Source organism: Ichthyenterobacterium magnum, from assembly GCF_003610635.1.
Classification (GTDB): Bacteria; Bacteroidota; Bacteroidia; order Flavobacteriales; family Flavobacteriaceae; genus Ichthyenterobacterium; species Ichthyenterobacterium magnum.
Window position 1 is genome coordinate 222,059 of the sequence record NZ_RAQJ01000004.1, and the last position, 25,125, is coordinate 247,183.

Annotated in this window: 29 protein-coding genes; 16 read left to right on the forward strand and 13 right to left on the reverse strand. The window is 29.4% G+C overall.

Annotated elements, in window-relative coordinates:
* Positions 1-97: 97 nt before the first annotated feature.
* From BXY80_RS11190 to BXY80_RS11205, 4 genes are all read left to right on the forward strand, one after another.
* Complete coding sequence (locus tag BXY80_RS11190) at positions 98-1,108, forward strand: DUF368 domain-containing protein (protein ID WP_120201957.1); 1,011 nt, start codon at positions 98-100, stop codon at positions 1,106-1,108.
* 1 nt (position 1,109) lies between these two features.
* A complete protein-coding gene (locus BXY80_RS11195) occupies positions 1,110-2,129 on the forward strand; it encodes a DUF368 domain-containing protein (RefSeq protein WP_120201959.1) in 1,020 nt (339 codons plus the stop codon).
* Positions 2,098-2,859: a shikimate dehydrogenase family protein gene (locus BXY80_RS11200; protein ID WP_245977273.1), complete on the forward strand. Its 762-nt coding sequence runs from the start codon at positions 2,098-2,100 to the stop codon at positions 2,857-2,859. Before BXY80_RS11195 ends, BXY80_RS11200 begins: the two co-directional genes overlap by 32 nt.
* Before the next feature lie 82 nt (positions 2,860-2,941).
* Positions 2,942-4,984 (forward strand): DUF349 domain-containing protein, encoded by a 2,043-nt coding sequence (locus BXY80_RS11205; protein WP_120201961.1) that lies wholly within the window; start codon positions 2,942-2,944, stop codon positions 4,982-4,984.
* A gap of 228 nt (positions 4,985-5,212) precedes the next feature.
* On the opposite strand, the gene mazG is transcribed toward BXY80_RS11205, so the two are convergent.
* The 4 genes from mazG to ruvX form a co-directional block, all read right to left on the reverse strand.
* Complete coding sequence (gene mazG / locus BXY80_RS11210; protein WP_120201963.1) at positions 5,213-5,992, reverse strand: nucleoside triphosphate pyrophosphohydrolase; 780 nt, start codon at positions 5,990-5,992, stop codon at positions 5,213-5,215.
* A 96-nt stretch (positions 5,993-6,088) separates the two neighbouring features.
* The gene (locus BXY80_RS11215) at positions 6,089-6,514 is read right to left on the reverse strand and encodes a DUF5606 family protein (protein WP_120201965.1); all 426 of its coding nucleotides are present in this window, start codon (positions 6,512-6,514) and stop codon (positions 6,089-6,091) included.
* Between the two features lie 65 nt (positions 6,515-6,579).
* A complete protein-coding gene (def, locus tag BXY80_RS11220; RefSeq protein ID WP_120201967.1) occupies positions 6,580-7,170 on the reverse strand; it encodes a peptide deformylase in 591 nt (196 codons plus the stop codon).
* Between the two features lie 53 nt (positions 7,171-7,223).
* Positions 7,224-7,637 (reverse strand): Holliday junction resolvase RuvX, encoded by a 414-nt coding sequence (ruvX, locus tag BXY80_RS11225; RefSeq protein ID WP_120201969.1) that lies wholly within the window; start codon positions 7,635-7,637, stop codon positions 7,224-7,226.
* Between the two features lie 376 nt (positions 7,638-8,013).
* Between ruvX and BXY80_RS11230 the strand changes: the two genes are divergently transcribed.
* Positions 8,014-8,829, forward strand: coding sequence for a 2,3,4,5-tetrahydropyridine-2,6-dicarboxylate N-succinyltransferase (locus BXY80_RS11230; RefSeq protein ID WP_120201971.1), 816 nt, complete (start codon positions 8,014-8,016; stop codon positions 8,827-8,829).
* Here the strand turns inward: BXY80_RS11230 and BXY80_RS11235 are convergent.
* Positions 8,826-9,605, reverse strand: coding sequence for a lipopolysaccharide kinase InaA family protein (locus tag BXY80_RS11235; protein ID WP_120201973.1), 780 nt, complete (start codon positions 9,603-9,605; stop codon positions 8,826-8,828). The two genes, BXY80_RS11230 and BXY80_RS11235, sit on opposite strands and share 4 nt — an antisense overlap.
* A 107-nt stretch (positions 9,606-9,712) precedes the next feature.
* Here BXY80_RS11235 and BXY80_RS11240 point away from each other — a divergent pair, with 107 nt between their 5' ends.
* Together BXY80_RS11240 and BXY80_RS11245 are read left to right on the forward strand one after the other, a co-directional pair.
* Positions 9,713-10,777 carry a glycosyltransferase family 9 protein gene (locus tag BXY80_RS11240; protein WP_120201974.1) on the forward strand — a complete coding sequence of 355 codons (1,065 nt, stop codon included), beginning with the start codon at positions 9,713-9,715 and terminating at the stop codon, positions 10,775-10,777.
* 3 nt (positions 10,778-10,780) lie between these two features.
* Entirely contained in the window at positions 10,781-11,359 is a 579-nt protein-coding gene (locus BXY80_RS11245) for a class I SAM-dependent methyltransferase (RefSeq protein WP_120201976.1), read from the forward strand.
* Here the strand turns inward: BXY80_RS11245 and BXY80_RS11250 are convergent, their stop codons facing one another.
* Positions 11,360-12,178 (reverse strand): glycosyltransferase family 2 protein, encoded by an 819-nt coding sequence (locus BXY80_RS11250; RefSeq protein WP_120201978.1) that lies wholly within the window; start codon positions 12,176-12,178, stop codon positions 11,360-11,362.
* Positions 12,179-12,190: 12 nt separating this feature from the next.
* Entirely contained in the window at positions 12,191-13,009 is an 819-nt protein-coding gene (locus tag BXY80_RS11255; protein WP_120201980.1) for a glycosyltransferase family 2 protein, read from the reverse strand.
* 51 nt (positions 13,010-13,060) lie between these two features.
* On the opposite strand from BXY80_RS11255, the gene BXY80_RS11260 reads away from it, so the two are divergent.
* Positions 13,061-13,798 (forward strand): glycosyltransferase family 2 protein, encoded by a 738-nt coding sequence (locus BXY80_RS11260; RefSeq protein WP_120201982.1) that lies wholly within the window; start codon positions 13,061-13,063, stop codon positions 13,796-13,798.
* Here the strand turns inward: BXY80_RS11260 and BXY80_RS11265 are convergent.
* Positions 13,790-14,512 carry a polysaccharide deacetylase family protein gene (locus BXY80_RS11265; protein ID WP_120201984.1) on the reverse strand — a complete coding sequence of 241 codons (723 nt, stop codon included), beginning with the start codon at positions 14,510-14,512 and terminating at the stop codon, positions 13,790-13,792. The two genes, BXY80_RS11260 and BXY80_RS11265, sit on opposite strands and share 9 nt — an antisense overlap.
* 76 nt (positions 14,513-14,588) lie before the next feature.
* Between BXY80_RS11265 and BXY80_RS11270 the strand changes: the two genes are divergently transcribed.
* Both BXY80_RS11270 and BXY80_RS11275 read left to right on the forward strand, forming a co-directional pair.
* Complete coding sequence (locus tag BXY80_RS11270) at positions 14,589-15,335, forward strand: glycosyltransferase family 2 protein (RefSeq protein WP_120201986.1); 747 nt, start codon at positions 14,589-14,591, stop codon at positions 15,333-15,335.
* The gene (locus BXY80_RS11275; RefSeq protein WP_120201988.1) at positions 15,336-16,409 is read left to right on the forward strand and encodes a glycosyltransferase family 4 protein; all 1,074 of its coding nucleotides are present in this window, start codon (positions 15,336-15,338) and stop codon (positions 16,407-16,409) included.
* Here the strand turns inward: BXY80_RS11275 and BXY80_RS11280 are convergent.
* Both BXY80_RS11280 and BXY80_RS11285 read right to left on the reverse strand, forming a co-directional pair.
* Entirely contained in the window at positions 16,399-17,352 is a 954-nt protein-coding gene (locus BXY80_RS11280; protein ID WP_120201990.1) for a hypothetical protein, read from the reverse strand. The two genes, BXY80_RS11275 and BXY80_RS11280, sit on opposite strands and share 11 nt — an antisense overlap.
* Before the next feature lie 4 nt (positions 17,353-17,356).
* Positions 17,357-17,953, reverse strand: coding sequence for a class I SAM-dependent methyltransferase (locus BXY80_RS11285; protein ID WP_120201991.1), 597 nt, complete (start codon positions 17,951-17,953; stop codon positions 17,357-17,359).
* A gap of 74 nt (positions 17,954-18,027) precedes the next feature.
* Between BXY80_RS11285 and BXY80_RS11290 the strand changes: the two genes are divergently transcribed.
* Complete coding sequence (locus BXY80_RS11290; RefSeq protein ID WP_120201993.1) at positions 18,028-18,930, forward strand: glycosyltransferase family 2 protein; 903 nt, start codon at positions 18,028-18,030, stop codon at positions 18,928-18,930.
* A gap of 6 nt (positions 18,931-18,936) precedes the next feature.
* Here the strand turns inward: BXY80_RS11290 and BXY80_RS11295 are convergent, their stop codons facing one another.
* The gene (locus BXY80_RS11295; protein ID WP_120201995.1) at positions 18,937-19,920 is read right to left on the reverse strand and encodes a glycosyltransferase family protein; all 984 of its coding nucleotides are present in this window, start codon (positions 19,918-19,920) and stop codon (positions 18,937-18,939) included.
* Positions 19,921-19,998: 78 nt separating this feature from the next.
* Here BXY80_RS11295 and BXY80_RS11300 point away from each other — a divergent pair, with 78 nt between their 5' ends.
* From BXY80_RS11300 to BXY80_RS11320, 5 genes are read left to right on the forward strand one after another with little or no spacing between them, the layout of a single operon-like run.
* Positions 19,999-20,559, forward strand: coding sequence for an L-threonylcarbamoyladenylate synthase (locus tag BXY80_RS11300; protein WP_120201997.1), 561 nt, complete (start codon positions 19,999-20,001; stop codon positions 20,557-20,559).
* 25 nt (positions 20,560-20,584) lie between these two features.
* Positions 20,585-22,000: a CCA tRNA nucleotidyltransferase gene (locus BXY80_RS11305; protein ID WP_120201999.1), complete on the forward strand. Its 1,416-nt coding sequence runs from the start codon at positions 20,585-20,587 to the stop codon at positions 21,998-22,000.
* Positions 22,001-22,008: 8 nt separating this feature from the next.
* A complete protein-coding gene (locus BXY80_RS11310) occupies positions 22,009-22,464 on the forward strand; it encodes a GNAT family N-acetyltransferase (protein ID WP_120202001.1) in 456 nt (151 codons plus the stop codon).
* Complete coding sequence (locus tag BXY80_RS11315; protein ID WP_120202003.1) at positions 22,461-23,477, forward strand: COX15/CtaA family protein; 1,017 nt, start codon at positions 22,461-22,463, stop codon at positions 23,475-23,477. Before BXY80_RS11310 ends, BXY80_RS11315 begins: the two co-directional genes overlap by 4 nt.
* Before the next feature lie 24 nt (positions 23,478-23,501).
* Positions 23,502-24,020 (forward strand): IS1096 element passenger TnpR family protein, encoded by a 519-nt coding sequence (locus BXY80_RS11320; RefSeq protein WP_120202005.1) that lies wholly within the window; start codon positions 23,502-23,504, stop codon positions 24,018-24,020.
* 68 nt (positions 24,021-24,088) lie between these two features.
* Here the strand turns inward: BXY80_RS11320 and BXY80_RS13955 are convergent, their stop codons facing one another.
* Positions 24,089-24,295, reverse strand: coding sequence for a hypothetical protein (locus tag BXY80_RS13955; protein ID WP_120202007.1), 207 nt, complete (start codon positions 24,293-24,295; stop codon positions 24,089-24,091).
* 11 nt (positions 24,296-24,306) lie between these two features.
* Positions 24,307-25,098, reverse strand: coding sequence for a hypothetical protein (locus tag BXY80_RS11330; RefSeq protein ID WP_120202009.1), 792 nt, complete (start codon positions 25,096-25,098; stop codon positions 24,307-24,309).
* Positions 25,099-25,125: the final 27 nt, after the last annotated feature.

Below are 25,125 nucleotides of genomic sequence, written 5' to 3' on the forward strand. Positions count from 1 at the left end.
CATTTATAGCATAAAATAGCTCTTGTCGATTTTTTCTTGTTATTAAAAATTAATCCTAGATGTTTCTTACCTTTATCGTTCTTATTTAAAAATAAAAATGCAAAGACGATTTTTAGATTACCTTATCATTAGCTTTAAAGGAATCGCTATGGGAGCAGCAGATGCAGTTCCAGGTGTATCTGGCGGTACAATTGCTTTTATTTCTGGAATTTATGAAGAATTACTTACCTCTATTAGTAATGTTAATATTTCATTATTTACAACGTTAAAGAATAAAGGTTTTAAACTTTTTTGGAAAGAGTTAAATGGAAACTTTATACTAGCTCTAATGACTGGTATTATAATTAGTTTTATTTCTTTTATGAGGCTTGCTAAATATTTAATTGAGTATCATCCAATTTTAATTTGGTCTTTCTTTTTTGGACTTATTGTCGCCAGTATTTTCTTTGTTGGAAAACAAGTTGCTAAATGGAATATCAAAACTATTATTGCTTTTATATTTGGTAGTTTTATCGCATATTACATTACAACATTACCTTCTTTAGCAAGTAATGACAACTCTTTTTTCTTATTTTTTGCAGGTGCAATTGCCATCTGTGCAATGATATTACCTGGTATTTCTGGTTCTTTTATATTAGTTATTTTAGGTGCTTACAAAACCTTAAGTGATGCATTTCATGATTTTAACTTAAAAAAAATTGCTTTATTTACCGGTGGAGCTGTAATTGGGCTATTGAGTTTTAGTAGAATTTTAAAGTGGCTCTTTAAACACTATCATAATATAACATTAGCTTTGTTAACTGGCTTTATTTTTGGATCTTTAAATAAAATCTGGCCTTGGAAAACAACTTTAAATGTCTTAGAAAAATCATCTGGTAAAATCATACCTTTTTCTGACGTATCAGATTTAGGAACACTGTCTATTTACCAAAAACAAATTGCTAATTTTGATACTTTTAAAATGGTCACTGAAAAAAGCATTTCTCCACTTCAATATACTCAAATTAACAATAACATAGATGCACAAACATTTGCAGCTATTATCTTAATATTGATTGGATTTTCAACTATATTTATTTTGGAAAAATTAGGTTCTAAAACACAATAATGTGGAAGCAACCAGAACATTAAAAGATAAAATTTTCCTAATCATAAAAGGCTTAGGCATGGGAGCCGCTAATAAAGTTCCTGGCGTATCTGGTGGTGTAGTAGCTTTTGTTGCTGGCTTTTATGAAGAGTTTATCTTTTCATTACAACGTGTAAACAAAACAGCTTTTAAGCTTCTTTTTAATGGGCGATTTAAAAGTTTTTTTAAGTACATAAATGGCAGGTTTTTAGCATTACTACTTTCAGGAATGCTAATAAGTTACTTTAGTGTTTCTAAGATTCTCGATTACTTTTTAGTGCATTATGAACTCTATGTATGGAGCCTATTCTTTGGCATGATTATCGGTTCTATATATTATATCAATAGAGACTTTACAGACTGGAGTTTTAAAACTATTGTATCGTTAGTAATTGGTATTTCATTAGGTATAAGTATTAGCTTTCTTGATCCAGCTATGGAAAATGATAACCTTATTTTCGTGTTTTTCTGCGGAATTATTAGTGTTTCTGGCATGACATTACCAGGGTTTTCTGGATCGTTTATTCTTATTCTATTAGGAAACTATGTTCTACTTCTTGTAGATGCTGTAAATGCACTTTATGATACATTTTCAGATATTTTTATAGGTGATTTTAGTTTTACTAGCAACTTAGAAAGAATTAGAATGCTCAAAGTTTTAGCTTCATTTACGCTTGGCTCTGTAGTTGGCTTGGTTACATTTTCGCATGTTTTAAGTTACATCCTAAAACATTATAAAAGCATTACTACTGCAACAATTATAGGATTTATAGTTGGTTCTCTTGGTGTAGTATGGCCATGGAAAAAAACAATCTTTAAAGTTACCGAAGATGGAACTTACATCTTAGATTCTGCAGGCAATAAAATTGTATCTAATTATAAACGATTTCTACCAGAATTAAATAACGAAACTTATATTGCTTTACTTTGTATTGTTATTGGAATATTAATTGTTTTAGCCTTAGAATGGTATGGACAAAAAACTAAAAAAGCGAATGCCTGAATTAGGTCTTTTAGGAAAAAACATTTCATACTCATTTTCTAGAGCACACTTCACTGCTAAATTTGAAAATGAAAACCTGCCTTATTCATACGTCAATTTTGATATTGATGAAATTTCAAAACTAAAAGATATACTTAAAAACAACTCAAATTTAAAAGGTTTTAATGTTACAATTCCGTATAAAGAGCAAATCATTCCCTTTCTAGATGACATTAACAAAAAAGCTAGAAAAATAGGTGCAGTAAACACCGTTACTATATCAAAAACAGGAAGATTAAAAGGCTACAATACCGATTATTATGGGTTTAAAAAATCTATTCAACCCTATTTAAAACCACATCACAAAAATGCCTTAATATTAGGAACCGGAGGCGCATCAAAAGCCATTGCTTATGCATTAAAAAAACTAAAAATTGATTTTGATTATGTTTCTAGGTCACAAAATACAATGGCTAAATTTTTGTATTCAGATTTAACTCCAGAAATTATTGCTTCGTATACAATAATCATAAACTGCACGCCTATCGGAACACACCCAAATGTAAATGAATGCCCAGACATTCCTTATGATGGCATTACAGATAAGCATATTTTGTACGATTTAATATACAATCCGTCACACACCAAATTTTTAATTTGCGGTGAAATTAAAGGTGCTGCAACATGCAATGGACTAGAAATGTTAGAACTGCAAGCCGAAAAAGCATGGAAAATCTGGAAGTTATCTTAAAAAACATCCAAAATAGAGTTTCTCTTTTGTAAATCAGTCGCTTGTTACTATATTAGCTTTTTAACATAAACACATTGTAACGATGTCTGAGAAAGATAACCTGCAAAATGCAGATGGAAACGTAGAATTACACAAAGAGGAAATTAAAACTACAGAAGAAAATAACACTTCAAATATTAGTGAAAATGTCGACGCTGAAGCTTCAAAAGTTGAAGAAAAAGTAGACACAATTACAGAAGATGTTGTAGAAGCAGAAGTCACTACTGAAAACGAAACAGAAAGTGAAGCAAAAGTTGAAGATGAAGTTGTAGAAACTACAAACGAAAGCACTGATACACATGTAGAAGAGATTGAAGAATCAAATGCTGAAGATGCAGAAGATGAAAGCAATAGCGAGCGTCATAGTCTAGAAACAAAAGATTATCATGCCATGACTATGGATCAATTGGCAGATGAGTTTGAAAGTTTAGTAAAACATCAAAAAATACAAACTATAAAATCTCATGTAGATGAGATAAAATCTGAATTTAATTCAAAATTCGGAGAGCTTTTAGAGCAAAAGAAAGAAGAGTTTATTAATGAAGGCGGAAACGAAATTGACTTCTACTACTCTACACCTTTAAAAAAACGCTTCAATTCTATATATAAAGATTATAAAACAAGTTTAAGTGCTTACTATAAAGATTTAGAGTCTAATTTAAAATCTAATTTAGATAATCGTTTACATATCATTGAAGAAATTAAAGGGCTTATAAATGTTGAAGAAAACATAAATACAACCTATAAACACTTTAAAGATTTACAAGAACAATGGCGAAATGCTGGTCCAATACCAAGAGATAAGTACAATAATGCTTGGAACACTTACCATCACCATGTAGAGATTTTTTACGATTTTTTACACCTTAATCGCGATTTACGTGATATGGATTTTAAACACAATCTAGATCAAAAACTTAAAATTATAGAGCGTGCCGAAGAATTAGCTAAAGATGATAACGTAAATAGAACTTTTAGAGAATTACAGGTTTTACATAAACTTTGGAAAGAAGATTTAGGTCCAGTTGCTAAAGAACACAGAGACGATATTTGGAATCGTTTTAGTAGCGCTACAAAAACAATTCATGATAAGCGTCAAGCCTATTATGCCGATTTAGATAAAGCTTACGAGGTTAATTTAGCCCGTAAAGAAGACATTATAAGCAAAATAGACGCTATAACTCAAGATAACGGAAACTCACATCAAGCTTGGCAAAAAAAGATTAAATCTATTGAAGCTTTAAGAGAAGCGTTTTTTAATGCCGGTAAAGTTCCTATTAAAGTAAACGAGGCAACTTGGGCAAAATTTAAAACTTCAGTAAGAGCTTTTAATAAAAATAAAAATGCTTTTTATAAAGGTCTAAAAAAAGACCAGTTCTCGAATTTACAAAAGAAATTAGAGCTTATAAAAATTGCCGAAGACAATAAGGATAATGACGATTTTTCTACAGTAACACCTTTGATGAAAAAAATTCAAAGTGATTGGAAAAAAATTGGTCATGTACCAAGAAAAGACAGTGACAAGGTTTGGAAACAATTCAAATCTGCATGCAATCATTATTTTGATAAGCTTCATGCCAAAAGAAATGCTGCAAACAAAGAACAAATTGAAGCTTACGAACAAAAAGTAAAACTTTTAGACCAAGTAAAAGCTATTGAGTTGTCTGGCAAGCCAGAAGCAGACATACAAGTTATTAAAGATAATATTAAAGCCTGGAAAGCCATTGGTCACATTCCTTCAAACAAACGTTATATAGATCAAAAATTCAATAAAGTTCTAGACGGTTTGTTTGGAAAATTAGACATGGACAAAGCTAAATTGGAGATGCTTAAGTTTGAAAATAAATTAGAAAACTTATCTCAACCAAACGATACACGTCTTTTAGATAACGAACATAATTATATTAGAAAAAAGATTGATGAAGTTAAAGGTAACATCAATCAACTAGAAAACAACCTTCAGTTTTTCTCAAATGTTGATGAAAACAACCCTTTAGTTAAAGATGTTTTAAAGAATATCGAAAACCATAAAAGTAGCTTAACTGTTTGGGAACAAAAACTAAGAAAGATTAAGGATATGTATTAATATTTTATCCTTTACAAATACTACTACATACAAAATCCTATCTGAATACACAGATAGGATTTTGTCCCTAACTAAACTAAATTTGTGTCTTAACTATATTTTATAAATGATTGATTAAGACAACCTACTTATGATAATGAAACTATTTTCAAGTTTCTTTATAAAATATATACGTATTATCTTACAGGTTTGGATTACGAGGTAGTAAAAACATTTTCTAATTACTTATTATGGCAATTGCTTCGCTTCTTCCCAAAATACATCCATTTCAGTGAGTGACATATCTGCTAATTGCTTATTTAACGATTTTGCTTTTTGTTCTAAATACTGAAATCGTTTAGTAAACTTTTTATTTGTACGCTCTAAAGCATTTTCTGGGTTAATATTTAAAAATCGTGCATAGTTAATCATTGAAAATAAAACATCTCCAAATTCATTCTCTATGTTATCTTGATTACCATTTTTAATCTCAACCTTTAGTTCCTGTAACTCTTCTTCAACTTTCTCAAAAACTTGCTCTGGTTGTTCCCAATCAAAACCAACACCAGATACTTTATCTTGTATTCTATTTGCTTTTACCATTGCTGGTAGACTTTTAGGAACGCCTTGCAGCACACTTGTTTTTCCGCCTTCTTTAAGTTTTATCTGTTCCCAATTACGTTTTACATCATCTTCGTTTTCAACCTTTACATCGCCATAAATATGTGGATGACGTTCTACTAACTTATCACAAATACTATGGCAAACATCTGCTATATCAAAATTATTGGTTTCACTTCCAATTTTAGAATAAAACACTATATGAAGTAATACATCACCAAGCTCTTTTTTAACTTCATCTAAATCATTATCTAAAATAGCATCACCAAGCTCATACACTTCTTCTATAGTTAAATGGCGCAGTGTTTCCATGGTTTGTTTTTTATCCCAAGGACATTGCTCTCGCAATTCATCCATGATGATAAGCAAACGTTCAAATGCTTTTAATTGCTGTGTTTTATCTGTCATAGTTCATATTTTGAATATCAAAAATACGACTATATAGATAGGTAAAAAGTTTTATAAGACCTTTCTATGAACAATATATTAACGATGTAAAATGACTTACTCTTCTTCTTCAGAAGCTACTTCTTCTAAATCTTCTAGAGCATCAAGCATATCATGTTTTTGAAGTAAATTATACCATTGTATAATTTTTTTGATATCACTTGGGTACACACGATCTTCATCATAATCTGGTAATACCTCAAAGAAATACTCTTCTAATGTATCTTTAGAATCTTTATGACTTATTGATGTTGGTTGCGCGTTTTCTTTATCTTTAACTTTCTTTAAAACGTCTTTAAGCGGTAATTCTTCACTAAGTGTGTATACCGCTATTTCGCTTAGTACACTTATATTATTATGTATATTTACTGTAATTTTTCTTTTATCTATTAAAGATTCTGCAACAAAGCCTCCTCTAGTTTGCGTAATGATTTTGTATAACCCTGGTTTTCCAGAAATGGATAATATTTTATCTAAGCTCATAAATTAATTCGTCTTATTTTAAAAGTAGGCAAATATATATTTTTGCCTTAATAGTATATTGTTATTTAACGTTTCTTTTTCATTGCAGGAAAACGCATTTTATAATCTACTCTAATCTTTCCTTTTGAAATATTAGACAGCTTTCCTTTTATTAAACGTTTTTTTAATGATGATAGTTTATCTGTAAATAGAATACCTTCAATATGATCATATTCATGTTGAATAACACGAGCTATAAGACCATCAAATTCTTCTATATGTGTTTCAAAATTCTCGTCTTGATACTGTATTTTAATTCTAGGTTGTCTAAATACATCTTCTCTTACATCTGGTATACTTAAACAGCCTTCGTTAAATGCCCACTCATCGCCTTCTTCTTCTAAAATTTCTGCATTAATAAACGTACGTTTAAAGTTTTTAAACTGTTCTTGCTCTTCTTCGGTAAAGTCTTTATCCTCTGCAAATGGCTCAGTATCTACCAAAAACAGACGTATTGGCAATCCTATTTGAGGCGCAGCTAAACCAACACCAAAAGCACCATACATGGTCTCGTACATATTATCTAAAAGCAAATCTAACTTAGGATAATCTTTAGTAATGTTTTTTGCTTTTTTTCTTAAAACTGGGTCACCATAAGCGACTATAGGTAAAATCATGTGTTGCTATTTTTCGGATGCAAAAATACAATACTTATTGTGATTTTTAAATTTTACGCTTTATTATATAAATAACTTTGTAGTATAATGGTTGCGCTTATTTCATCAACCAATGCTTTATTTTTTCGCTGGTTCTTTTTTAATCCGCTATCAATCATTGTTTGAAAAGCCATTTTAGAGGTAAAACGTTCATCAACCCTAACAACAGGAATACTCGGAATTGCTTTAGCTAATTTTTCTAAAAATGGAATAATGGCTACTTCACTTTGAGATGCTTGGTTATTTAATTGTTTTGGCTCACCTACAACAAACAGTTCAACATTTTCTTCACTTGTATATTGTTTTAAAAAGTTTAGCAACTCTTTAGTGTCTACGGTGGTTAATCCAGAAGCTATAATCTGAAGCTCGTCTGTAACCGCAATTCCTGTACGTTTGGTCCCAAAATCTATTGCTAAAAGTCTTCCCATAGTTTACAAAGTTAATACAATAAAAAAAACTCTTCTTTGTAGGTCAAAGAAGAGTTTTAAAATAATCATCTATTAATAAAATCCATGATAGTATTTACCCTCTACTTAAATATATCATGTTATATATTAATAAGACACACTACTTATAAAAAAGTCACAAAAAAATAAAACTCCCCTAATAATAAGGAGAGTTTTACAATTAGCTATTAATTATTAAAGTTCTCAGTATGATTATAAAACCTACTAAACTTGAAATAATCTATAATTAAGACACTATCATTTTTGGTAAGTCACATAATTAGAGAATAATTTATTTCTTGAAGATTTATTAAATGGATTATAGCATTATCTTTGTAAAAAATTTTATAAACTTAACATGAAAGACTTACAACAAATTATAGAAAATGCTTGGAATAATAGAGACTTATTAAAAGAAACTGAAACCATACAAGCAATTAGAAAAGTTGTAGCTCTTTTAGACGAAGGTACTTTGCGTGTTGCAGAGCCAACACAAAATGGATGGCAAGTAAATGAATGGGTAAAGAAAGCTGTTGTATTGTATTTTCCTATTCAAAAAATGGAAACTTTTGAGGTTGGTATTTTTGAGTATCATGATAAAATTCCGTTAAAAACTGGTTACCAAGACAAAGGCATTCGAGTTGTACCTCATGCTGTTGCCAGACATGGTGCATATATTTCTTCAGGAACCATTTTAATGCCTAGTTATGTTAATATTGGAGCTTATGTAGACGAAGGTACCATGGTAGATACTTGGGCTACTGTTGGTAGCTGTGCACAAATTGGTAAAAATGTACATCTTTCTGGTGGTGTTGGTATTGGTGGTGTTTTAGAACCTTTACAAGCTGCTCCAGTAATTATTGAAGACGGTGCTTTTATAGGATCGCGTTGTATTGTTGTTGAAGGTGTTCGTGTAGAAAAGGAAGCCGTTTTAGGCGCAAATGTGGTATTAACGATGAGTACCAAAATTATTGATGTTACTGGCGATAAGCCTGTTGAAATGAAAGGTGTTGTTCCCGAACGCTCTGTAGTAATTCCTGGCAGTTACACTAAAAAATTCCCTGCAGGAGACTATAATGTACCTTGTGCTTTAATAATTGGAAAACGAAAAGAAAGCACTAATAAGAAAACGTCTCTTAATGATGCTTTACGTGAATATGACGTTGCTGTTTAAGATTTAAATTTTATTTTTCTACCAGAACGTCTTAACTTTTTACTATTGATTTTTCTTTGGAAACCTCTGCTATGTTTTAACATTAGCTGATGTACTTGATCATAAGTTTTATTATAAAGTTTGGCATAAGTTACAGACATAATCTTTACCATTGTTTTTGACAACCATAAACGTCTAAAATTATGCATACGCTTATCAAAACTCATCGTCTCAAAAGTCATTCTATTTAGATCAATTAAATAAAAATCGTAGTTGTTATTCTCTTTTTTAACAATTAATGTATTACCTGGTGAGTGGTCTAAAAAATTTATATTGTTTTCATGAAGCTTAAAAGTAAAGCGCGTAAACTGATGTAAAATATTAATTCTATCCTTAAACTTTGGTTGATGTATTAAATCTCTAAAATCAAAATCATAATCAACATGTTTGCTTATATAATAACTGTTCTTAAGTCCAAAACTTGTAAACTCTTCAATATAAGCAATTGGAAAAGGCGTTAATATATTACACGAAATAAGCCTTTCTGCATATTTAAAAGAACGCTTTGCCTTAGATTCTCTAACAAACTTATATACAAACGCATTAAATACGCTAGGCATCTTAAACGATTTTATATTAATTTTTTCGCCATTAATATTAAAACTTTTAATTTCGTTTCTATCTCCTTTTAAAATAGTGGTTCCACTGTTGCTAAAATCTTGTATACATTTTAATATATCAGACTCTATTGATTGATAATTAGAATGTACATGTACAACTTGTTTTGGTTTACTCATATTTTTCAAAGATATATGAAATGAAATTTTAATAAAAGTAGAAATTATAATACTTTGCAGTTACTTAAAATTAAATTGAAAATTCCTTCTCTCTATAGGAAATGAATATGAAAAAAATACTTGTAATACAGAATAAACGTATTGGTGATGTTTTAATTAGTTCGGTTATTGCCAATAATATAAAACAAGTATTTCCAGATAGTAAAATAGACTATTTTGTTTACGATTATACAGCTTCAGTTTTAACAAACAATCCAAATATTGATTTTGTTATCGAAGCAAATGATAAGAGTCTAAAAAATATTTTTAATCTTTTTAAAGCCATTCGTAAGGTAAAAAAACAGAATTATGATATTATTTTTGATCCTTATGCAAAATTTCAAAGTCGCTTAATGTGCTTGTTTTCAAAGGCAAAATATCGTATTGGTTTAAAACGAAAACACAAAACTTTAAAACTTCCTTTTTACACACATCCTATTAGTTTTTTAGATCATAAAACAAAGATTTGCGGAAAAGCAATTGAAGACAGAATTAATCTTATTTCTTCAGTTTTTGATTTAAAAACACCTGATTATAATCCAAAATTATTTTTAACTGAAGAAGAAAAAGCATACAATAAATTAGCATCATACAACAAACCAGTAATAATGTTTGGTGTACTTGGAAGCACGCCTCAAAAATCTATGCCTTATGAGTATATTGCTGAACTTATAGATTATGTTGCTAGTAAATACAGTGTAAATATACTTTTTAACTATGCGCCTCATCAAAAAGAAGAAGCCCTAAAAATATATGATTTATGCCATGAAAAAACAGCAATCATTTTAGATATTTATGAAAAAGATTTTAGAGATTTTATTTGTTTAATGAATGCATGTGATATGCTAATTGCAAATGAAGGTGGAATTGTGCACATTGCTAAGGCCTTAAACAAACCTACGTTTACAATATTTTCTCCTTATGTAAATAAGGATCACTGGGCTAGTTTTGAAGATGGCAAATTTCATGTCTCAACACATCTATTAGAAGAAAAACCAAATCTATTTAATGAATTCACTTTTGAAGAACGTAAAAAAATTGAAGAAAATCCGCATGAATTATACAAACAACTAACACCAGAAATGATATTAAAAAAGTTAACCCCTTTTTTAGAAAATCACTTAAACGCATAGTAAATGAATATTATAGATAAGTTTCACAATTGGAGACGTAAGTTACGATGGAATAAACAATATAAAAGTGGACGTTGGGACAATTTAAAAAGCCACACTGAAGCTGTTCGTTACAAGCAAATTATTAGTTTTATAAAAACTTACGGAAAAGCAAATCCGTCAATTATGGATCTTGGTGCTGGTGAAGGCGTTTTAAACGAAAAAATTATTGATTTAGAGTATAGTTACTTTTTAGGTATGGATTTCTCAAGTGTTTCTATTAAAAAAGCTAATAAAAAAAAGTTTCAAAATTCAGAATTTATAGTTGCCGATTTACACACGTTTAAACCTATAAAGCAATTTGATATTATTGTTTTCAATGAAGCTTTTTACTATATCCATAATACAGAAAAGGAGAATGTTTTAAAAACAATGATTAATAGTTTAAATCCTGACGGAATTCTAATAACATCAATTTATAGAGAAGGTACAGGCTGTTGGGAATATTTTGAAAGAGATACTCTAAAGCAATTAGATTTTGTAACTGTAAAAACAAATGATGAAAAAACATATTGGAAAATTGGAGTTTATAAAAAACTATAATCAAGCTTTTAAGATTCCGTAATCTGTCCACGTTTTTTTAAGTCTTTTTGTATCTAATCTTATTTTCTTATTATTTATCAAGCTTTCATCATTTATATAACTTCTACTATGCTCTAAGTGCAAACAAATTGCGCTATAGCGTATTTGTACTGCCTTAATTTTATTATTCATTAAACGCTCACCTAGCTCACGGTCTTCGCCACCATATTGCATGCGTTCATCAAAACCATTAACAGCAAGAATATTTTCTTTCCATCCCGATGCATTCATTCCATCCCAAGTTGCCTTAGTTGGTGTCACTGTATTTAGAAACCATTCTTTAAATCCAGAAGCTGTTAACTTATTTAGTTTAAAAGTCTTTTTTAAGCCTTTGTTAAGTAACCACTCTTTATTAAAACAATCTTGACTTACTATATCATTTTTAGTAATACTATTAGAAATTGATTTAGGCAGTTTAAAATATCCTCCAGATAAAAAGTGGTTTTTTCTTCTTAAACTTAAATGCTTTTCAATAAAATCTTGTCGCGGAATACAATCGCCATCTGTAAAAATTAAATAGTCAGATTGTGAAGCTAGTATCGATGTATTTAAAATCTTTGTTTTCTGAAAACCATTATCTTCATGCCAAACGTGGTTAATTTTTAAATGTGATTGCTTTTTAAATTTTTCTATTAGCGTTTTAGTTTCACTTGTAGAACCATCATCTGCAATAATAATTTCAAAAGAGTCAATAGATTGCTGCTCATAACCAAACAACACTTTTTCTAACCATTGTGGCTGATTGTATGTACTAATTATTACTGAAACATTAAAACTCATAAACAGAACTGTTTACTTTTTAAGAATACCAAAATCTGTCCATTTTTTATTTTGCGTTTTAGTTTCGCTTCTAATCTTCAGATTTTTATCAATAGATTCTTGATTCTTATAACCACGAGGATGATCTAAATGCACACAAACAGCTGTATATCTAAATTGTTTACTTTTTATACCATAATTAAATAAGCGTTCTCCCAACTCTCTATCTTGTCCGCCATATTGCATACGTTCATCAAAACCATTAATTGCAACAATATCCTTTTTCCAACCAGAAGCATTATGCCCATTCCAACTTGCATTAGTTGGCGTTACTGTATTTAACAGCCATGACATAAATCCTTTTGTTCTTAATTTATTGTTTTTAAATGACATTTTTAGGCCATTGGCTTTTAGCCAACTTACATCAAAACAATATCCGTTATAAATATCTTCTTTTGTAATCGCTTCAGAAATATTCATAGGCAACATAAAATAGCCTCCAGATAAAAAATAACCTTCTTCTCTATACTTTACGTGTTGCTCTACAAAGTCCATTCTTGGTATACAATCACCATCAGACATAATAATATAAGGTGTACTACATTTTACTGTAGCTTTATTTAAAATTTGCGATTTCTGAAACCCATTATCTTCATGCCATACATGAACGATATTATAAAAAACCTCTTTTCTTAATTTATCAATTAAATCAAAAGTTTCTTGTTTAGAGCCATCATCTGCAATAACAATTTCAAATTGCCTATAAGTCTGATTATTGTATCCATAAAGCACTTTTTCTAACCATTTAGGTGAGTTATACGTGCTTATTATAATTGAAGTATCTATTGTCATACAATAAGCAAATATAAAGTTATTTTATTAATTTTACGCTTTATATAATTTATGCCAAAGCTAACTGTAATCATACCAACTTATAATGAAGAGCACTATCTTGAAGACGCATTATATTCGGTAAAATTTGCTGATGAAATTATAGTTGTAGACTCTTTTAGTTTAGACAACACGTTGCAAATTGCTAAACAATTTAATTGCATCATTACACAACGAAAATTTGATGATTTTTCAAGCCAAAAAAATCATGCATTAACCTTTGCTACTAATGAGTGGGTTTTATTTTTAGATGCAGATGAACGTATTACTAACACCTTACAAATTGAAATTTTAAATACTATAAATAACCCTAAACATTCTGGTTATAAATTAAACTTTCCTCATTTTTATATGAATCGTTTCTTGTATCATCACGATAATGATGTAACGCGATTAGTAAAACGAGAGTTGTGTCATTTTGAAGGCGATGTTCATGAAAAATTAATTGTAAAAGGTACTATTGGAAAGTTAAAAAATCCTGTGTTGCATTTTACATATAAAGGCTTATCAAATTATATAGGCAAAAAAGATAGTTACGCATGGTTTCAAGCCAATCAACTATTTAAAAAAAACAAAAAGGCTACTTGTTTTCATTTAGCATTTAAACCGTTTTATCGCTTTTTTAGTAGTTATATAATTAAAGGTGGTTTTTTAGATGGTATTCCTGGATTGGCTGTTGCTAGTGTTAATGCGTATGGCGTATTTTCTAGATATGCAAAACTTATTTTGCAGCAAAAAGGATTAAAATAGCCTTAACTTACCATAACGAAGTTTAAGTTTAAATTTAGCTAAAGTATCTTCCCCTTTTATATCTATGCGTTGTATTTGGTAATTGTTTTTAAACGGAAACTGATTAACTCTATTTCCTATACGCAAACCATAAGCAATATTAAAGTTATTTAGAGTATTAAAAAACGTGAATTTCTCAGGATTTTTCCTAGGAAATTTTCCATACGGATATGCTAAAACATTATGAACTTCTAATTTATGCTCATAAATAAATTGCTGACAAGATTCAAAATCTTGGATCACCTCTTCATTAGATAATTCATTATATTTTTTATGTTTAAATGAATGCAAACCTAATTCTACAACCTCAGAATTTAATGATTTTAACTGTTCAACAGACATGATGTTCTCTAAATTTGTGTTCCACAAATCCATTCCATTTACATAAGCAAACGGAATAAAAAAGCTCGCTTTTAAACCATATTTTTCTAGTAAAGGATAGGCAAATTCTAGTTGATTAACATAAACATCATCAAAAGTAATGATAGCACTTTTTTTAGGTAAAGACTTATTTTTTTTTAGTGCCTCTAATTCAGAAAAATGAAACGTTTTATAATCATTATCTGCCAAAAACTTAAAATGTTGCTCAAGAGTTTCTACTGCTATTGTTAGGTTTTTAGCAGATGATAAATCAGCACAAACATTATGATACATTAATATTGGTAAACGAGACATCAAAATTAATTTTGTAGAAGCAAAATGATTACTTTTGCTCACAAATATAACGTCTTAATTACTATTATTCTAATAAATGATAAGTGCGCTTGCCATTACATATAATGAAGAAGAAAACATAGAGAGCTTTATAAAAAGCTTATCTTTTGCAGATGAAATTATCATTGTAGATTCTGGTAGTACTGACAAAACTCTTGAATTAGCTCGGCAATATGAAGTGAAAATTGTAAATCGATCCTTTGATAATTTTTCAGCTCAAAAAAACTTTGCTTTACAACAAGCAAAACATGATTGGATTGTATTTTTTGATTTAGACGAAGTTATTTCTAAAGAACTCGCTGAAGAAATAAAGCAAAAAACGTTATTTGCCTCAAACACTAAAGCCTATAAAGTAAAGCGTAATTTTCATTTTATGGGCAAACGCATTAAATACAGTGGCTTTCAAAATGATTCGGTTGTTAGGTTATTTAAAAAAGAAGCTTGTAGTTATAATACAAACTTAGTACATGAAACATTAGATGTTAATGGCACTACAGAAACTCTAAAATGCAGGAGCGACCATTTCACGTATAAAAGTTTTGATTTATATAATCAAAAACTAACACAGTATAGCAAGTTACAAGCAAAAATGCTATATCAAAAAAATCTAAGACCATCTCTATATCATTTTTTAGTAAGGCCATGGTTTCGCTTTTTTCATCAATACGTAATTAAGCTTGGAATACTTGATGGAAAAGAAGGTTTTATTTTAGCCTACTTAAGTGCTTTTTCTGTATTTAAACGCTATCTTTATTTATGGACTATGTATAGAAAAATTGAATAAATGAACACCGTTTTTTTAGAATCTCATAACATTAAAAATCTACATTTTGGTTTTGGTCAGTTTAATTATCATTTAATAAAAGGACTTTACAATGCAAAAATTGATGATTTTAAAATGACGCTTCATGCTAAAGATTTAAAACCTCTGCAGTCTGAATTTGACAATTATTTTGATTATAAAAAATACCACTCGTTTAGACGACATCGCTTACTTCAAATTAAAAAAAAGTATAATGTTTGGCATTGTTTAAATCAGAATATTAAGATTGAACCTTATCATAATATTCCTTATATTTTAACAGTACATGATGTTAATTTTATTGATGAAGTCTCAAACAATTTAAAACATGAAGTTAATGTTAGGTTTCAAAATAAGCTTAATAGAAGTCATGCTATAACTTACATTTCTGAATACGCAAAACAATCTACACATAAATACTTCAAGATTCCAAATGTAGCTGAGTTTGTAATCCATAATGGGAACCCAATAAAAAGTATTACTTTACCAGAATCTCATAAACCCAACCTAACAAGCACTAAGCCATATTTATTTAGTATTGGCGAATTTACTGAGCGAAAAAATTTTCATGTTTTGGTAGAAATGCTAAACCATCTTCCTGATTTTAATTTAGTTCTTTCTGGCAACAATAATACATCTTATGCAGAAGGCAAACTTAAAACTACAATTGAACAATTAGGTCTAAAAAACCGAGTGCTAATTACTGGAAAGATTAACGATTTAGACAAACAATATTATTTACAAAATTGTGATGCTTTTGTATTTCCTTCATTACGTGAAGGTTTTGGTATTCCTCCAATAGAAGCCATGCGTTTTGGCAAACCTGTATTTTTATCAAACAATACATCGTTGCCAGAAATAGGTGGAAAAAACGCTTTTTTCTGGAATCATTATGATCCAGAATATATGGCCAAAACTGTAACAGAAGGCTTAACTACTTATAATAACAATAAAAAAGAACTATCAAAAGCATACATAACTCACGCTAAAAGCTTTAATTGGGATAATGCTGCAAAAAAGTACGCAGAAGTTTATAGGAGTTTACTTAAGGGTTAAAAATAGCTTTCACCCAATGTTCAATTTTATATTTAGTTAGTATAGAATCTTCAATTTCAACATAAGGTGAATTAACAAATTCATCAGGAATTTTAATATCATGCTCATCTACAACTAAAATATTTTGTGGGCTATAAAAATCATAATTTACAATATCCTTATTAGTTGTAATCAGTTTTTTACGATGACCAAGGGCTTCAAAAATTCTAAATGATAATCCTACCTGCTCTGTACGCTGTATTTCTACAATAATTTTTGATGCCTTTATTAATTCTGAAACCTCAGTAATTGACTTTTGAGTCGTTATTATCTTCACATGTTCTGCAGGCATATCACTACCATTGTAAACTTGAATATTATAACTCCAGTTTTTTCTTTTAAAATATCCAGCTAAAGTTTCAATAAGAGGAAAGCGATAATCGTTAGTAGAAATATTAAAAAACAAATACTTTGGGCTTTTGTTTTTGCTTTCATCAAAAATATAATTTGTTAAAAACTCAAAGCTGTAAGTATTAACATCTAATTTATCGTAGCTATAGATAGTATCAAAAAAAGGGATTATATCTACCTTTCTAGGAAATCGCCTAGTACTATCGTAGTAGTAGGCAATGAATTTTTCTGTTTTATTTTTTAAAAACTTTAATGTATCATCATTCAATAAATCTGGACGAATGACAAAGATAATATTTTGCTTTGCTAAGGCAGAAACATCTTTTTTTACACGATCGAAAACAAAGGTTTTCTTTAGGTTTTTTCCAAAGATTTTAGAAATAAAGTTTCTAGCTTTATGGAAGTTGTTTCGATACTCAAAAGAAGGTTTATCTAAATAAAGTATGTTTGCTTCAATATTAGCAAATTTATCTAATGCGTTTTTAATATGCGCTGTATAACCAAATGCAAATGGTGCAACAATAAGCACCTTTTGAGAGTTTCTGTTATTCATACTTTTAAACTATAATTCCCAATCCATTGTGATATGGATAATTATATACATTTTTACCTGTAGCTTTGGCTATATCTATTACAGCTCGCCTTACTTCTGGAAAACTTTCTGTATCATGAAAAACAGTGCACTTACTATGCTGAGCAGCCCACAAACCGCACTCAAAAGTTTCTTTATAATTATGAACAATATCTACATGAGAAAAATCGTAGTTGCGTGTATCTTCTTTTATCCAATCTCTATAATCAGACTTTACCAATTTTATATTTTCGAATTTAGATAATGATGCTTTGGTTTTCTCATAATGATCACCCTTATGATCTGTATGCTCATCACCGATAAAAATATCTACACCAACAACTTCTTTAAAGTAGTTAGAAAATACAACTGATGAATACCCAAACTCAACACCAAACTCTATACATGAATCGTTTCCTATACTAAATCTATCTATTATATCTTCAATAATTAGCTCTAAACCTTCCCAAGCTGTAACAATCTCAATCATTTTAGAAGGCTTTGTTTTTCTATTAGGAATATAAGTTTCAATTGGTAATCTCTTGTGCAGGAAGTATTTTTTTAGTTTAGATCTTAGTCCCATTTTAAAAATTATGAATTTATGTAAAAATAAAAAAACAATATAAATTTATGTAGTTTTGTTTAATTAAAACCATCATGAAAGATATCTCTGTAATCATCATAAATTATAATACAGCAAGCTATACATTAGATTGCATAAAATCGGTGATTGCATTTACAGATAAAGTCTTAAATTTTGAGATTATTGTAATCGATAATAACTCAAAAAAAGATGATTATATACATTTAAAAAACAATTTACCAAAAGCAGATAATATATTACTACACAGAAGTCCAATTAATACTGGATTTGGTGGTGGTAATATGTTAGGTATTCAGTTTGCAAATGCAACCTATTTATTATTTTTAAATAACGATGCGTTTTTACAAAACGATTGCTTATCGATACTTTTTAAATATATGCAGTCACATCTTGATGTTGGTGTGTCTACAGCTCAAAACTATGATGAACATGGTAAACATGTTATTTCTTTTGATCATAACAAGGGCCTAAGAAAATTAATTTTTGGACGTAGTTTTTTAGAGAAAAACTTTTCTAAAAACCATCCGAAACGCAAAAAACACTACACCAATCCTATTACTGTTAATTTTGTAAATGGTGCTTTCATGTTTTTTAGAAGTGATATTTTTGCAAAAGTTGGAGGGTTTGACACGAACACCTTTTTATATTTTGAAGAAATGGATATTTGCTATAGAATGCGAAAGTTTAACTTTAAAAGTGTACTCGTACCTGAAGCAAAAATCACACATTATCAAGGTGCTAGCACAGGAACATCAAAACCAATTAGTAAGGAAGGTTTACTATCATATATGTACGTGATTAAAAAAAATTACTCATATATAAAATACCTGCTTATTAGAATTTATTATTGTTTAACCTTTATTTTAAAACCAAAAAAATGGTATCTATTATCTACCATTTTAAAAGGTGCTCATATATCTGAATCCTTAAAACAAAATCAAAAAATTTCATTTTAGATACTATTATTTTCTCTTATCCTTTTTCTTTTTCTTTCGCTTCCTTTTATTCATTCTATAATTCTGGTACCAACTTGCGAATACTAATTTTACAGCTCCTCTTTTTTTAGTTACAGATGATGCATAGCTTAAAATTTTGTCTGTTTGCAAATCAATATTAAATTCTTTTAATGCTAATTCTCTTAATAAATCGCCATCTTCTTTTTTATACTTCTTTAATTCTAACATTAAATCTTGAGTAGATAATTCTAATTGCGAATAACGACCTGAACAATTTTTTTCTACACACTTATAAACTAATTCTGGAGTCATGTAACCATCTGCAAATGATTTAAAATATGGGCGTTCATCAAAAACTAAAACTGTCCTTCCGCAAGCCATAGCTTCATAAGCCGATCGTCCTAAACCAATAACCAAATCGGCTTTGTTAATCATATTTTCTACATGCCATATTGGATTTTCATTTTTGTTCAATTTTGAAAATTGCAAGCCTAAAGCATCACAAGCAATCTTAATTTTATCATTAGCAATTTCTGATTGGCTTAAACTTAAAACATTTTTTAATTTAGGATTAATTGAATTAATAACTTTATATCTGTCACAATTAATTCCGTTTACAACAATCTCAGAATCAAAGCCTAATCCTTTTAAATGATCTTTTACCTCTTTAGATATACTAATGTAACCATCGGCATAAGCAGAAGGCTGTTCTTCTTTTGGAAAAATACCATGGCATGTTTGTATTATTTTACCTCTTCTACTTAAATAATTTACGCAAGTATTATGATTTGCTAGAATCAAATCATACTTAGATTTAGACATAAATTTCACATTTAAATCTTTTTCTATTCTTTTAGATACTGCGCCTTTAAAAAAAGTAAAATATTCTACATTATACCCTTTTTTAATTAATACATTAATTAATGCATAAGTATAAGTTTCTGAGCCACCAACTCTCTTAAGATGGTTATTGGCTACTAAGATGGTCATGTCTGGTTATAAGTGTTAATGAAGTAAAAGTACGCATATCAATTAAAATAAATTAATTTTGCAGTATAATAATTGCTAATGCAAGAAGATATTACTCAAACTTTAAATATTTTAAGCTCTGGTAAGCTTATCCTCTATCCTACAGATACGGTTTGGGGAATAGGTTGTGATGCTACTAATATTGATGCGGTAAAAAAAATATACCAATTAAAACAACGAGAAAACTCTAAAGCTTTAATTTGTTTGGTTGCAAATGATGCTATGCTTAAAAAACATATACCTGAAATCCATAATACTGCTTTAGATATAATTAAATTAGCAGTTAAACCAACAACAATAATCTATAATAATCCAAAAGGGTTAGCAAGTAATTTAATTGCTAAAGACAACTCTGTAGCAATCAGAATCCCTAAAAATGAATTTTGCCTAGAACTCATCCGTCAATTTGGTAAACCTATCGTTTCTACATCAGCAAATATTTCTGGAGAACCAACACCAAAATCATTTAAAGAAATAAGCAAAGAGATTTTAAAAGGTGTTGACTATGTCGTAAATTTGCCAGACGAAAAAAACGAAGCAAAACCATCTTCGATTATTAAAATAAGTAATGATGGAAATGTAAAAGTTATTCGTGAATAAAATCCAATAAAATTGGAATTTAAACATGAACTATAAACAAGCCTTACAACATAATATTTTTAAAATAATATCTCAATCTGCAAAAGCATTACATGTAGATTGTTATGTTATTGGTGGTTTTGTTAGAGATCACATTTTACAAAGAGGAGTAGCAAAAGACATAGATATTGTTGCCATTGGCAATGGTATAGAACTAGCCAAAGAAGTTGCAAAAAACTTACCTAACAACCCAAAAGTTCAAGTTTTTAAAACTTACGGAACTGCTATGTTACGCTATGACAATATAGAAATTGAATTTGTAGGTGCTCGCAAAGAGAGTTACAACGAAAGCAGTAGAAACCCTGTTGTAGAAAACGGAACACTTCAAGATGACCAAAACAGAAGAGACTTTTCAATTAATGCATTAGCTTTAGATTTAAACGACGAAAACTTTGGTGATTTATTAGACCCATTTAATGGTATTCAGGATTTAGATAAGAAAATCATTCGTACCCCTTTAAATCCTGATATTACATATAGTGATGATCCATTGCGTATGATGAGAGCAATTCGGTTTGCTTCACAATTAAATTTTAAAATTGAAAGTGAATCTCTAGAAGCTATATCAAGAAATAATGAACGCATAAAAATTATAACTAAAGAACGTATAGTTGTCGAGCTTAATAAAATATTAGAAAGTCCTAAACCATCTATTGGTTTCTTATTACTAGAACAAACTGGTTTATTGCAATATATTTTGCCAGAGCTAACAGCTCTAAAAGGTATAGATGAAGTAGATGGACAAAAACACAAAGATAATTTCTATCATACTCTAGAAGTTGTCGATAACATCTCTAAACACACCAATAATCTTTGGTTACGTTGGGCTGCATTATTACATGATATTGGTAAAGCGCCAACAAAAAAGTTTAGTAAAAAAGTTGGCTGGACATTTCATGCTCACGAGTTTGAAGGATCAAAAATGGTATATCGTCTTTTTAAAAGACTTAAAATGCCGCTTAATGATAAAATGAAATTTGTACAAAAAATGGTGTTTATGAGCTCTAGACCAATAGTGCTTGCTCAAGACATTGTTACAGATTCAGCTGTTCGCCGTTTAGTTTTTGATGCTGGAGATTATGTTGATGATTTAATGACTTTATGTGAGGCAGATATCACAACCAAGAACCCTAAAAAATTCAACAAATACCACAACAACTTTAAGATTGTAAGGCAAAAAATAATTGAAGTAGAAGAACGTGATCACGTGCGCAACTTTCAACCTCCAGTTTCTGGTGAAGAAATCATGAAAGCTTTTAACTTAAAACCATCAAAAGAAATTGGTATCATTAAAGAACACATTAAAGAAGCTATTTTAGAAGGTGATATACCTAATGAATATGATGCAGCTTATCAATTAATGCTAGAAAAAGGGAAACAATTAGGACTTACAGTTAATTAGTAATTAAAATGATAGAACTAATTAAAACAGATTCAAATAATTTAGGTTTTATAAATTTAGTAAAACAATTAGATGCTTATTTAAAAACTACTGATGGCAATGAACACGATTTTTACCATCAGTTTAATAACATTGATGTTTTAAATCATGTAATTATTGCTCGTTATAATAACAAAACTGTAGGTTGTGGTGCTTTTAAGGAATTTGATAAAGATAGTGTTGAAATTAAACGTATGTACACACTACCAGAAAAAAGAGGAAAAGGTGTAGCTTCAAAAATTTTGTTTGAACTAGAACTTTGGTCTAAAAATTTAGGTTACAAAAATTGTTTTTTAGAAACAGGTAAGCGACAAGTTGAAGCTGTTCAGTTTTACAAAAAAAATAATTATAAACGTATCCCAAATTATGGTCAATATATAGACATGGAAAATAGCCTTTGCTTTAAAAAAGAATTAAATAAATGAAAAAAGACAATAAAAAAGTTATCTACTGGCTATTATTAGGTTGCTTACTTATTTTTATTATGGTTGTTGTTGGCGGCATTACTAGATTAACACATTCTGGTTTATCTATTTCTAATTACAAGCTTATTTCTGGAACCATACCGCCTATAAATGAGGTTGAATGGCAAGAGGCTTTTGATTTATATAAGCAATATCCAGAGTATAACAAATTAAACACCCATTTTACGCTTCAAGATTTTAAAGACATTTATTTTTGGGAATGGCTTCATCGTGTAATTGGTCGTTTTATAGGTGTCGTTTTTATACTTCCATTTTTATTCTTTCTTGCCACAAAACAACTAACAAAGTCAACCATAAAAAAATCTATTATTCTTTTAATCCTTGGTGGTTTTCAAGGTTTTTTAGGATGGTATATGGTAAAAAGTGGTTTAGTAGATAATCCAGACGTAAGTCATTATAGATTAGCAGCGCACTTAACAACAGCTTTTATAACATTTGCTTACACCTTTTGGGTGGCGTTAGATTTAATGTTCCCAAATAAAAAACAAATTAATAAACGCTTTAGAAATTTAGTAAGAATTGGCTTAGGAGTTTTATTACTTCAAATTATTTATGGCGCGTTTGTAGCAGGTTTAGATGCAGGATTTATACATAACCATTGGCCAATGATGAGCGAAAACAAATGGATTCATGAAACTGTTTATATCGAACAAAATCCACTATATAAAAACTTTATAGAAGGCAAAAGTGGTGTGCAATTTATTCATAGAATGCTAGCTTACATTGTTGTACTATTTATAATGATTATTTGGTATAAAGCAAAGCAAATGCCACTAAATAACAACCAAACAAAAGGAGTTAATGCCTTATTTATAATGGTTGGTGTACAATTTTTACTTGGCGTACTTACACTTATATTTCAGGTACCTGTCTGGCTTGGTGTTGCCCATCAAATTGGTGCTTTTATATTATTATCTGCCATGACATTTACCTTACATCGCTTTAGCAAATAATCTAAAAATAATTATCTTTGCAGCATGATTTACAGATTCAGAGTTATACTCGATAATGATACCGAAGATGATATTTTTCGTGATTTAGAAATTCGCGAAACTGATACATTAGAAGACTTGCATAACATTATTACTCAATCTTTTGGGTTTGATGGATTAGAAATGGCATCGTTTTATTTAAGCAACGACGCTTGGGAACAAGGTGAAGAAATATCTATGTTTGATGTAAGCGAAGGCAATAATAGTGTTCGTTTAATGAATGAAACAAGCATTAATAGTGTAGTTCATGAAGCTCAAACAAAACTTATTTATGTTTACGATTTTTTAAACATGTGGACATTTTTAGTAGAATTAGCTGAAATTGTTGAGGAAACTTCTAGTACTGATTACCCTAATCTAATGTTTGTAAATGGACAAGTACCTACTGAAGCACCAGAAAAATCTTTTGAAGCCGAAGACCCATTAGGTAGTTATAATGAGTTTGATGACGAATTGGATATTGATGATTACGACAATCTTGATTTTGATGAAAATTGGAATTAAAATATTAGACAAACACTAGTAAAAGTGCTTGTCTAATATCTCAAAACTATTATATATAATATCTTTTACTAATCTTTAGTATTAAAGTAGATTCCAAATATGTTCTTTCTTATCAAATTACCAATATAAAACACAAAAACTCCAATAACATAATAGATAGCGTATTGATAAAATGACTTAAGATTTAATGTCTTTATAAAATACTCCCCAATGATTGATAAAAGAGGCATAATAAAGATAATAAAATAATCTGTAAACTTATATTTATCTTTCATAATTCACTTTTTTAACCAAAAATCATACAACCAAGCCAACCTAATATATACCCCTTAGTAAAGCCAGCTAGACCTCCTACAACTGCTCCAATAACAGCACCAGCACCTCCAGCTGGAATAGACCCAATACCAAGACCCAACACTACACCTGTGAGCCCACCACCTATAGCACCGCTAATCATACCAAAAACTCCAGACATAATTCCTGCAACTAATCCCACTTGATTACAGTCTGACCCTCTCAATAATAATATTAAATCTGGCTCCGCTACTTCAATTAGAGCTATACCCAAATTAAACAGTTCTAATTCAGGATAGTGCTTAACATCTTTCTTAAATTGATTTTTAATACTAATTAATTCATCAATATCATTTTGATTTGCAGCATTTAATAAGTTTACTGCATAACTTTTTTGAATTGCTGTTAAAAACTCTGCATTATTTATTTTTTGTTCATTAACAACTATTTCATTAAATTGATTAAAATCTTCTTTAACAATATCAACTTCCAACCTTAGCCTTTCACTAGTATTAGTAAGTATTTCGTTATTTTCTATCCAAAACTTATCTTCTAATTCTGACTCGTTTGTAGATTCAACATCAATTGACTCATCAAAAAACATATTTGAAGCATCAATTAATTGATTAGAAATAAACAAGGCATCAGAATACGAAAGATAATAATTGGAAGCTCTTCTATATAGCTCTTGATTTTCCACAACATTATTTTCAATTTCATTAGTCACAACCTCTTCTGTATTACATGAAACAATAAAAAGAGAACAACTAAATACTATAAACATTGACACAAAAAACTCTTGCTACTTTTT

Excerpts from the sequence above, each read along its gene's own strand:
- BXY80_RS11200 (WP_245977273.1), top strand. The coding sequence starts at position 2,098 with ATGGACAAAAAACTAAAAAAGCGAATGCCTGAATTAGGTCTTTTAGGA.
- BXY80_RS11255 (WP_120201980.1), bottom strand. The coding sequence starts at position 13,009 with ATGACAATAGATACTTCAATTATAATAAGCACGTATAACTCACCTAAA.
- BXY80_RS11275 (WP_120201988.1), top strand. The coding sequence starts at position 15,336 with ATGAACACCGTTTTTTTAGAATCTCATAACATTAAAAATCTACATTTT.
- def (WP_120201967.1), bottom strand. The coding sequence starts at position 7,170 with ATGATTTTACCTATAGTCGCTTATGGTGACCCAGTTTTAAGAAAAAAA.
- BXY80_RS11305 (WP_120201999.1), top strand. The coding sequence starts at position 20,585 with ATGAACTATAAACAAGCCTTACAACATAATATTTTTAAAATAATATCT.
- BXY80_RS11240 (WP_120201974.1), top strand. The coding sequence starts at position 9,713 with ATGAAAAAAATACTTGTAATACAGAATAAACGTATTGGTGATGTTTTA.
- BXY80_RS11230 (WP_120201971.1), top strand. The coding sequence starts at position 8,014 with ATGAAAGACTTACAACAAATTATAGAAAATGCTTGGAATAATAGAGAC.
- ruvX (WP_120201969.1), bottom strand. The coding sequence starts at position 7,637 with ATGGGAAGACTTTTAGCAATAGATTTTGGGACCAAACGTACAGGAATT.
- BXY80_RS11190 (WP_120201957.1), top strand. The coding sequence starts at position 98 with ATGCAAAGACGATTTTTAGATTACCTTATCATTAGCTTTAAAGGAATC.
- BXY80_RS11270 (WP_120201986.1), top strand. The coding sequence starts at position 14,589 with ATGATAAGTGCGCTTGCCATTACATATAATGAAGAAGAAAACATAGAG.
- BXY80_RS11245 (WP_120201976.1), top strand. The coding sequence starts at position 10,781 with ATGAATATTATAGATAAGTTTCACAATTGGAGACGTAAGTTACGATGG.
- BXY80_RS11300 (WP_120201997.1), top strand. The coding sequence starts at position 19,999 with ATGCAAGAAGATATTACTCAAACTTTAAATATTTTAAGCTCTGGTAAG.
- BXY80_RS11295 (WP_120201995.1), bottom strand. The coding sequence starts at position 19,920 with ATGACCATCTTAGTAGCCAATAACCATCTTAAGAGAGTTGGTGGCTCA.
- BXY80_RS11250 (WP_120201978.1), bottom strand. The coding sequence starts at position 12,178 with ATGAGTTTTAATGTTTCAGTAATAATTAGTACATACAATCAGCCACAA.
- BXY80_RS11280 (WP_120201990.1), bottom strand. The coding sequence starts at position 17,352 with ATGAATAACAGAAACTCTCAAAAGGTGCTTATTGTTGCACCATTTGCA.
- BXY80_RS11315 (WP_120202003.1), top strand. The coding sequence starts at position 22,461 with ATGAAAAAAGACAATAAAAAAGTTATCTACTGGCTATTATTAGGTTGC.
- BXY80_RS11310 (WP_120202001.1), top strand. The coding sequence starts at position 22,009 with ATGATAGAACTAATTAAAACAGATTCAAATAATTTAGGTTTTATAAAT.
- BXY80_RS11330 (WP_120202009.1), bottom strand. The coding sequence starts at position 25,098 with ATGTTTATAGTATTTAGTTGTTCTCTTTTTATTGTTTCATGTAATACA.
- BXY80_RS11260 (WP_120201982.1), top strand. The coding sequence starts at position 13,061 with ATGCCAAAGCTAACTGTAATCATACCAACTTATAATGAAGAGCACTAT.
- BXY80_RS11265 (WP_120201984.1), bottom strand. The coding sequence starts at position 14,512 with ATGTCTCGTTTACCAATATTAATGTATCATAATGTTTGTGCTGATTTA.
- BXY80_RS11235 (WP_120201973.1), bottom strand. The coding sequence starts at position 9,605 with ATGAGTAAACCAAAACAAGTTGTACATGTACATTCTAATTATCAATCA.
- BXY80_RS11205 (WP_120201961.1), top strand. The coding sequence starts at position 2,942 with ATGTCTGAGAAAGATAACCTGCAAAATGCAGATGGAAACGTAGAATTA.
- BXY80_RS13955 (WP_120202007.1), bottom strand. The coding sequence starts at position 24,295 with ATGAAAGATAAATATAAGTTTACAGATTATTTTATTATCTTTATTATG.
- mazG (WP_120201963.1), bottom strand. The coding sequence starts at position 5,992 with ATGACAGATAAAACACAGCAATTAAAAGCATTTGAACGTTTGCTTATC.
- BXY80_RS11215 (WP_120201965.1), bottom strand. The coding sequence starts at position 6,514 with ATGAGCTTAGATAAAATATTATCCATTTCTGGAAAACCAGGGTTATAC.
- BXY80_RS11290 (WP_120201993.1), top strand. The coding sequence starts at position 18,028 with ATGAAAGATATCTCTGTAATCATCATAAATTATAATACAGCAAGCTAT.
- BXY80_RS11320 (WP_120202005.1), top strand. The coding sequence starts at position 23,502 with ATGATTTACAGATTCAGAGTTATACTCGATAATGATACCGAAGATGAT.
- BXY80_RS11285 (WP_120201991.1), bottom strand. The coding sequence starts at position 17,953 with ATGGGACTAAGATCTAAACTAAAAAAATACTTCCTGCACAAGAGATTA.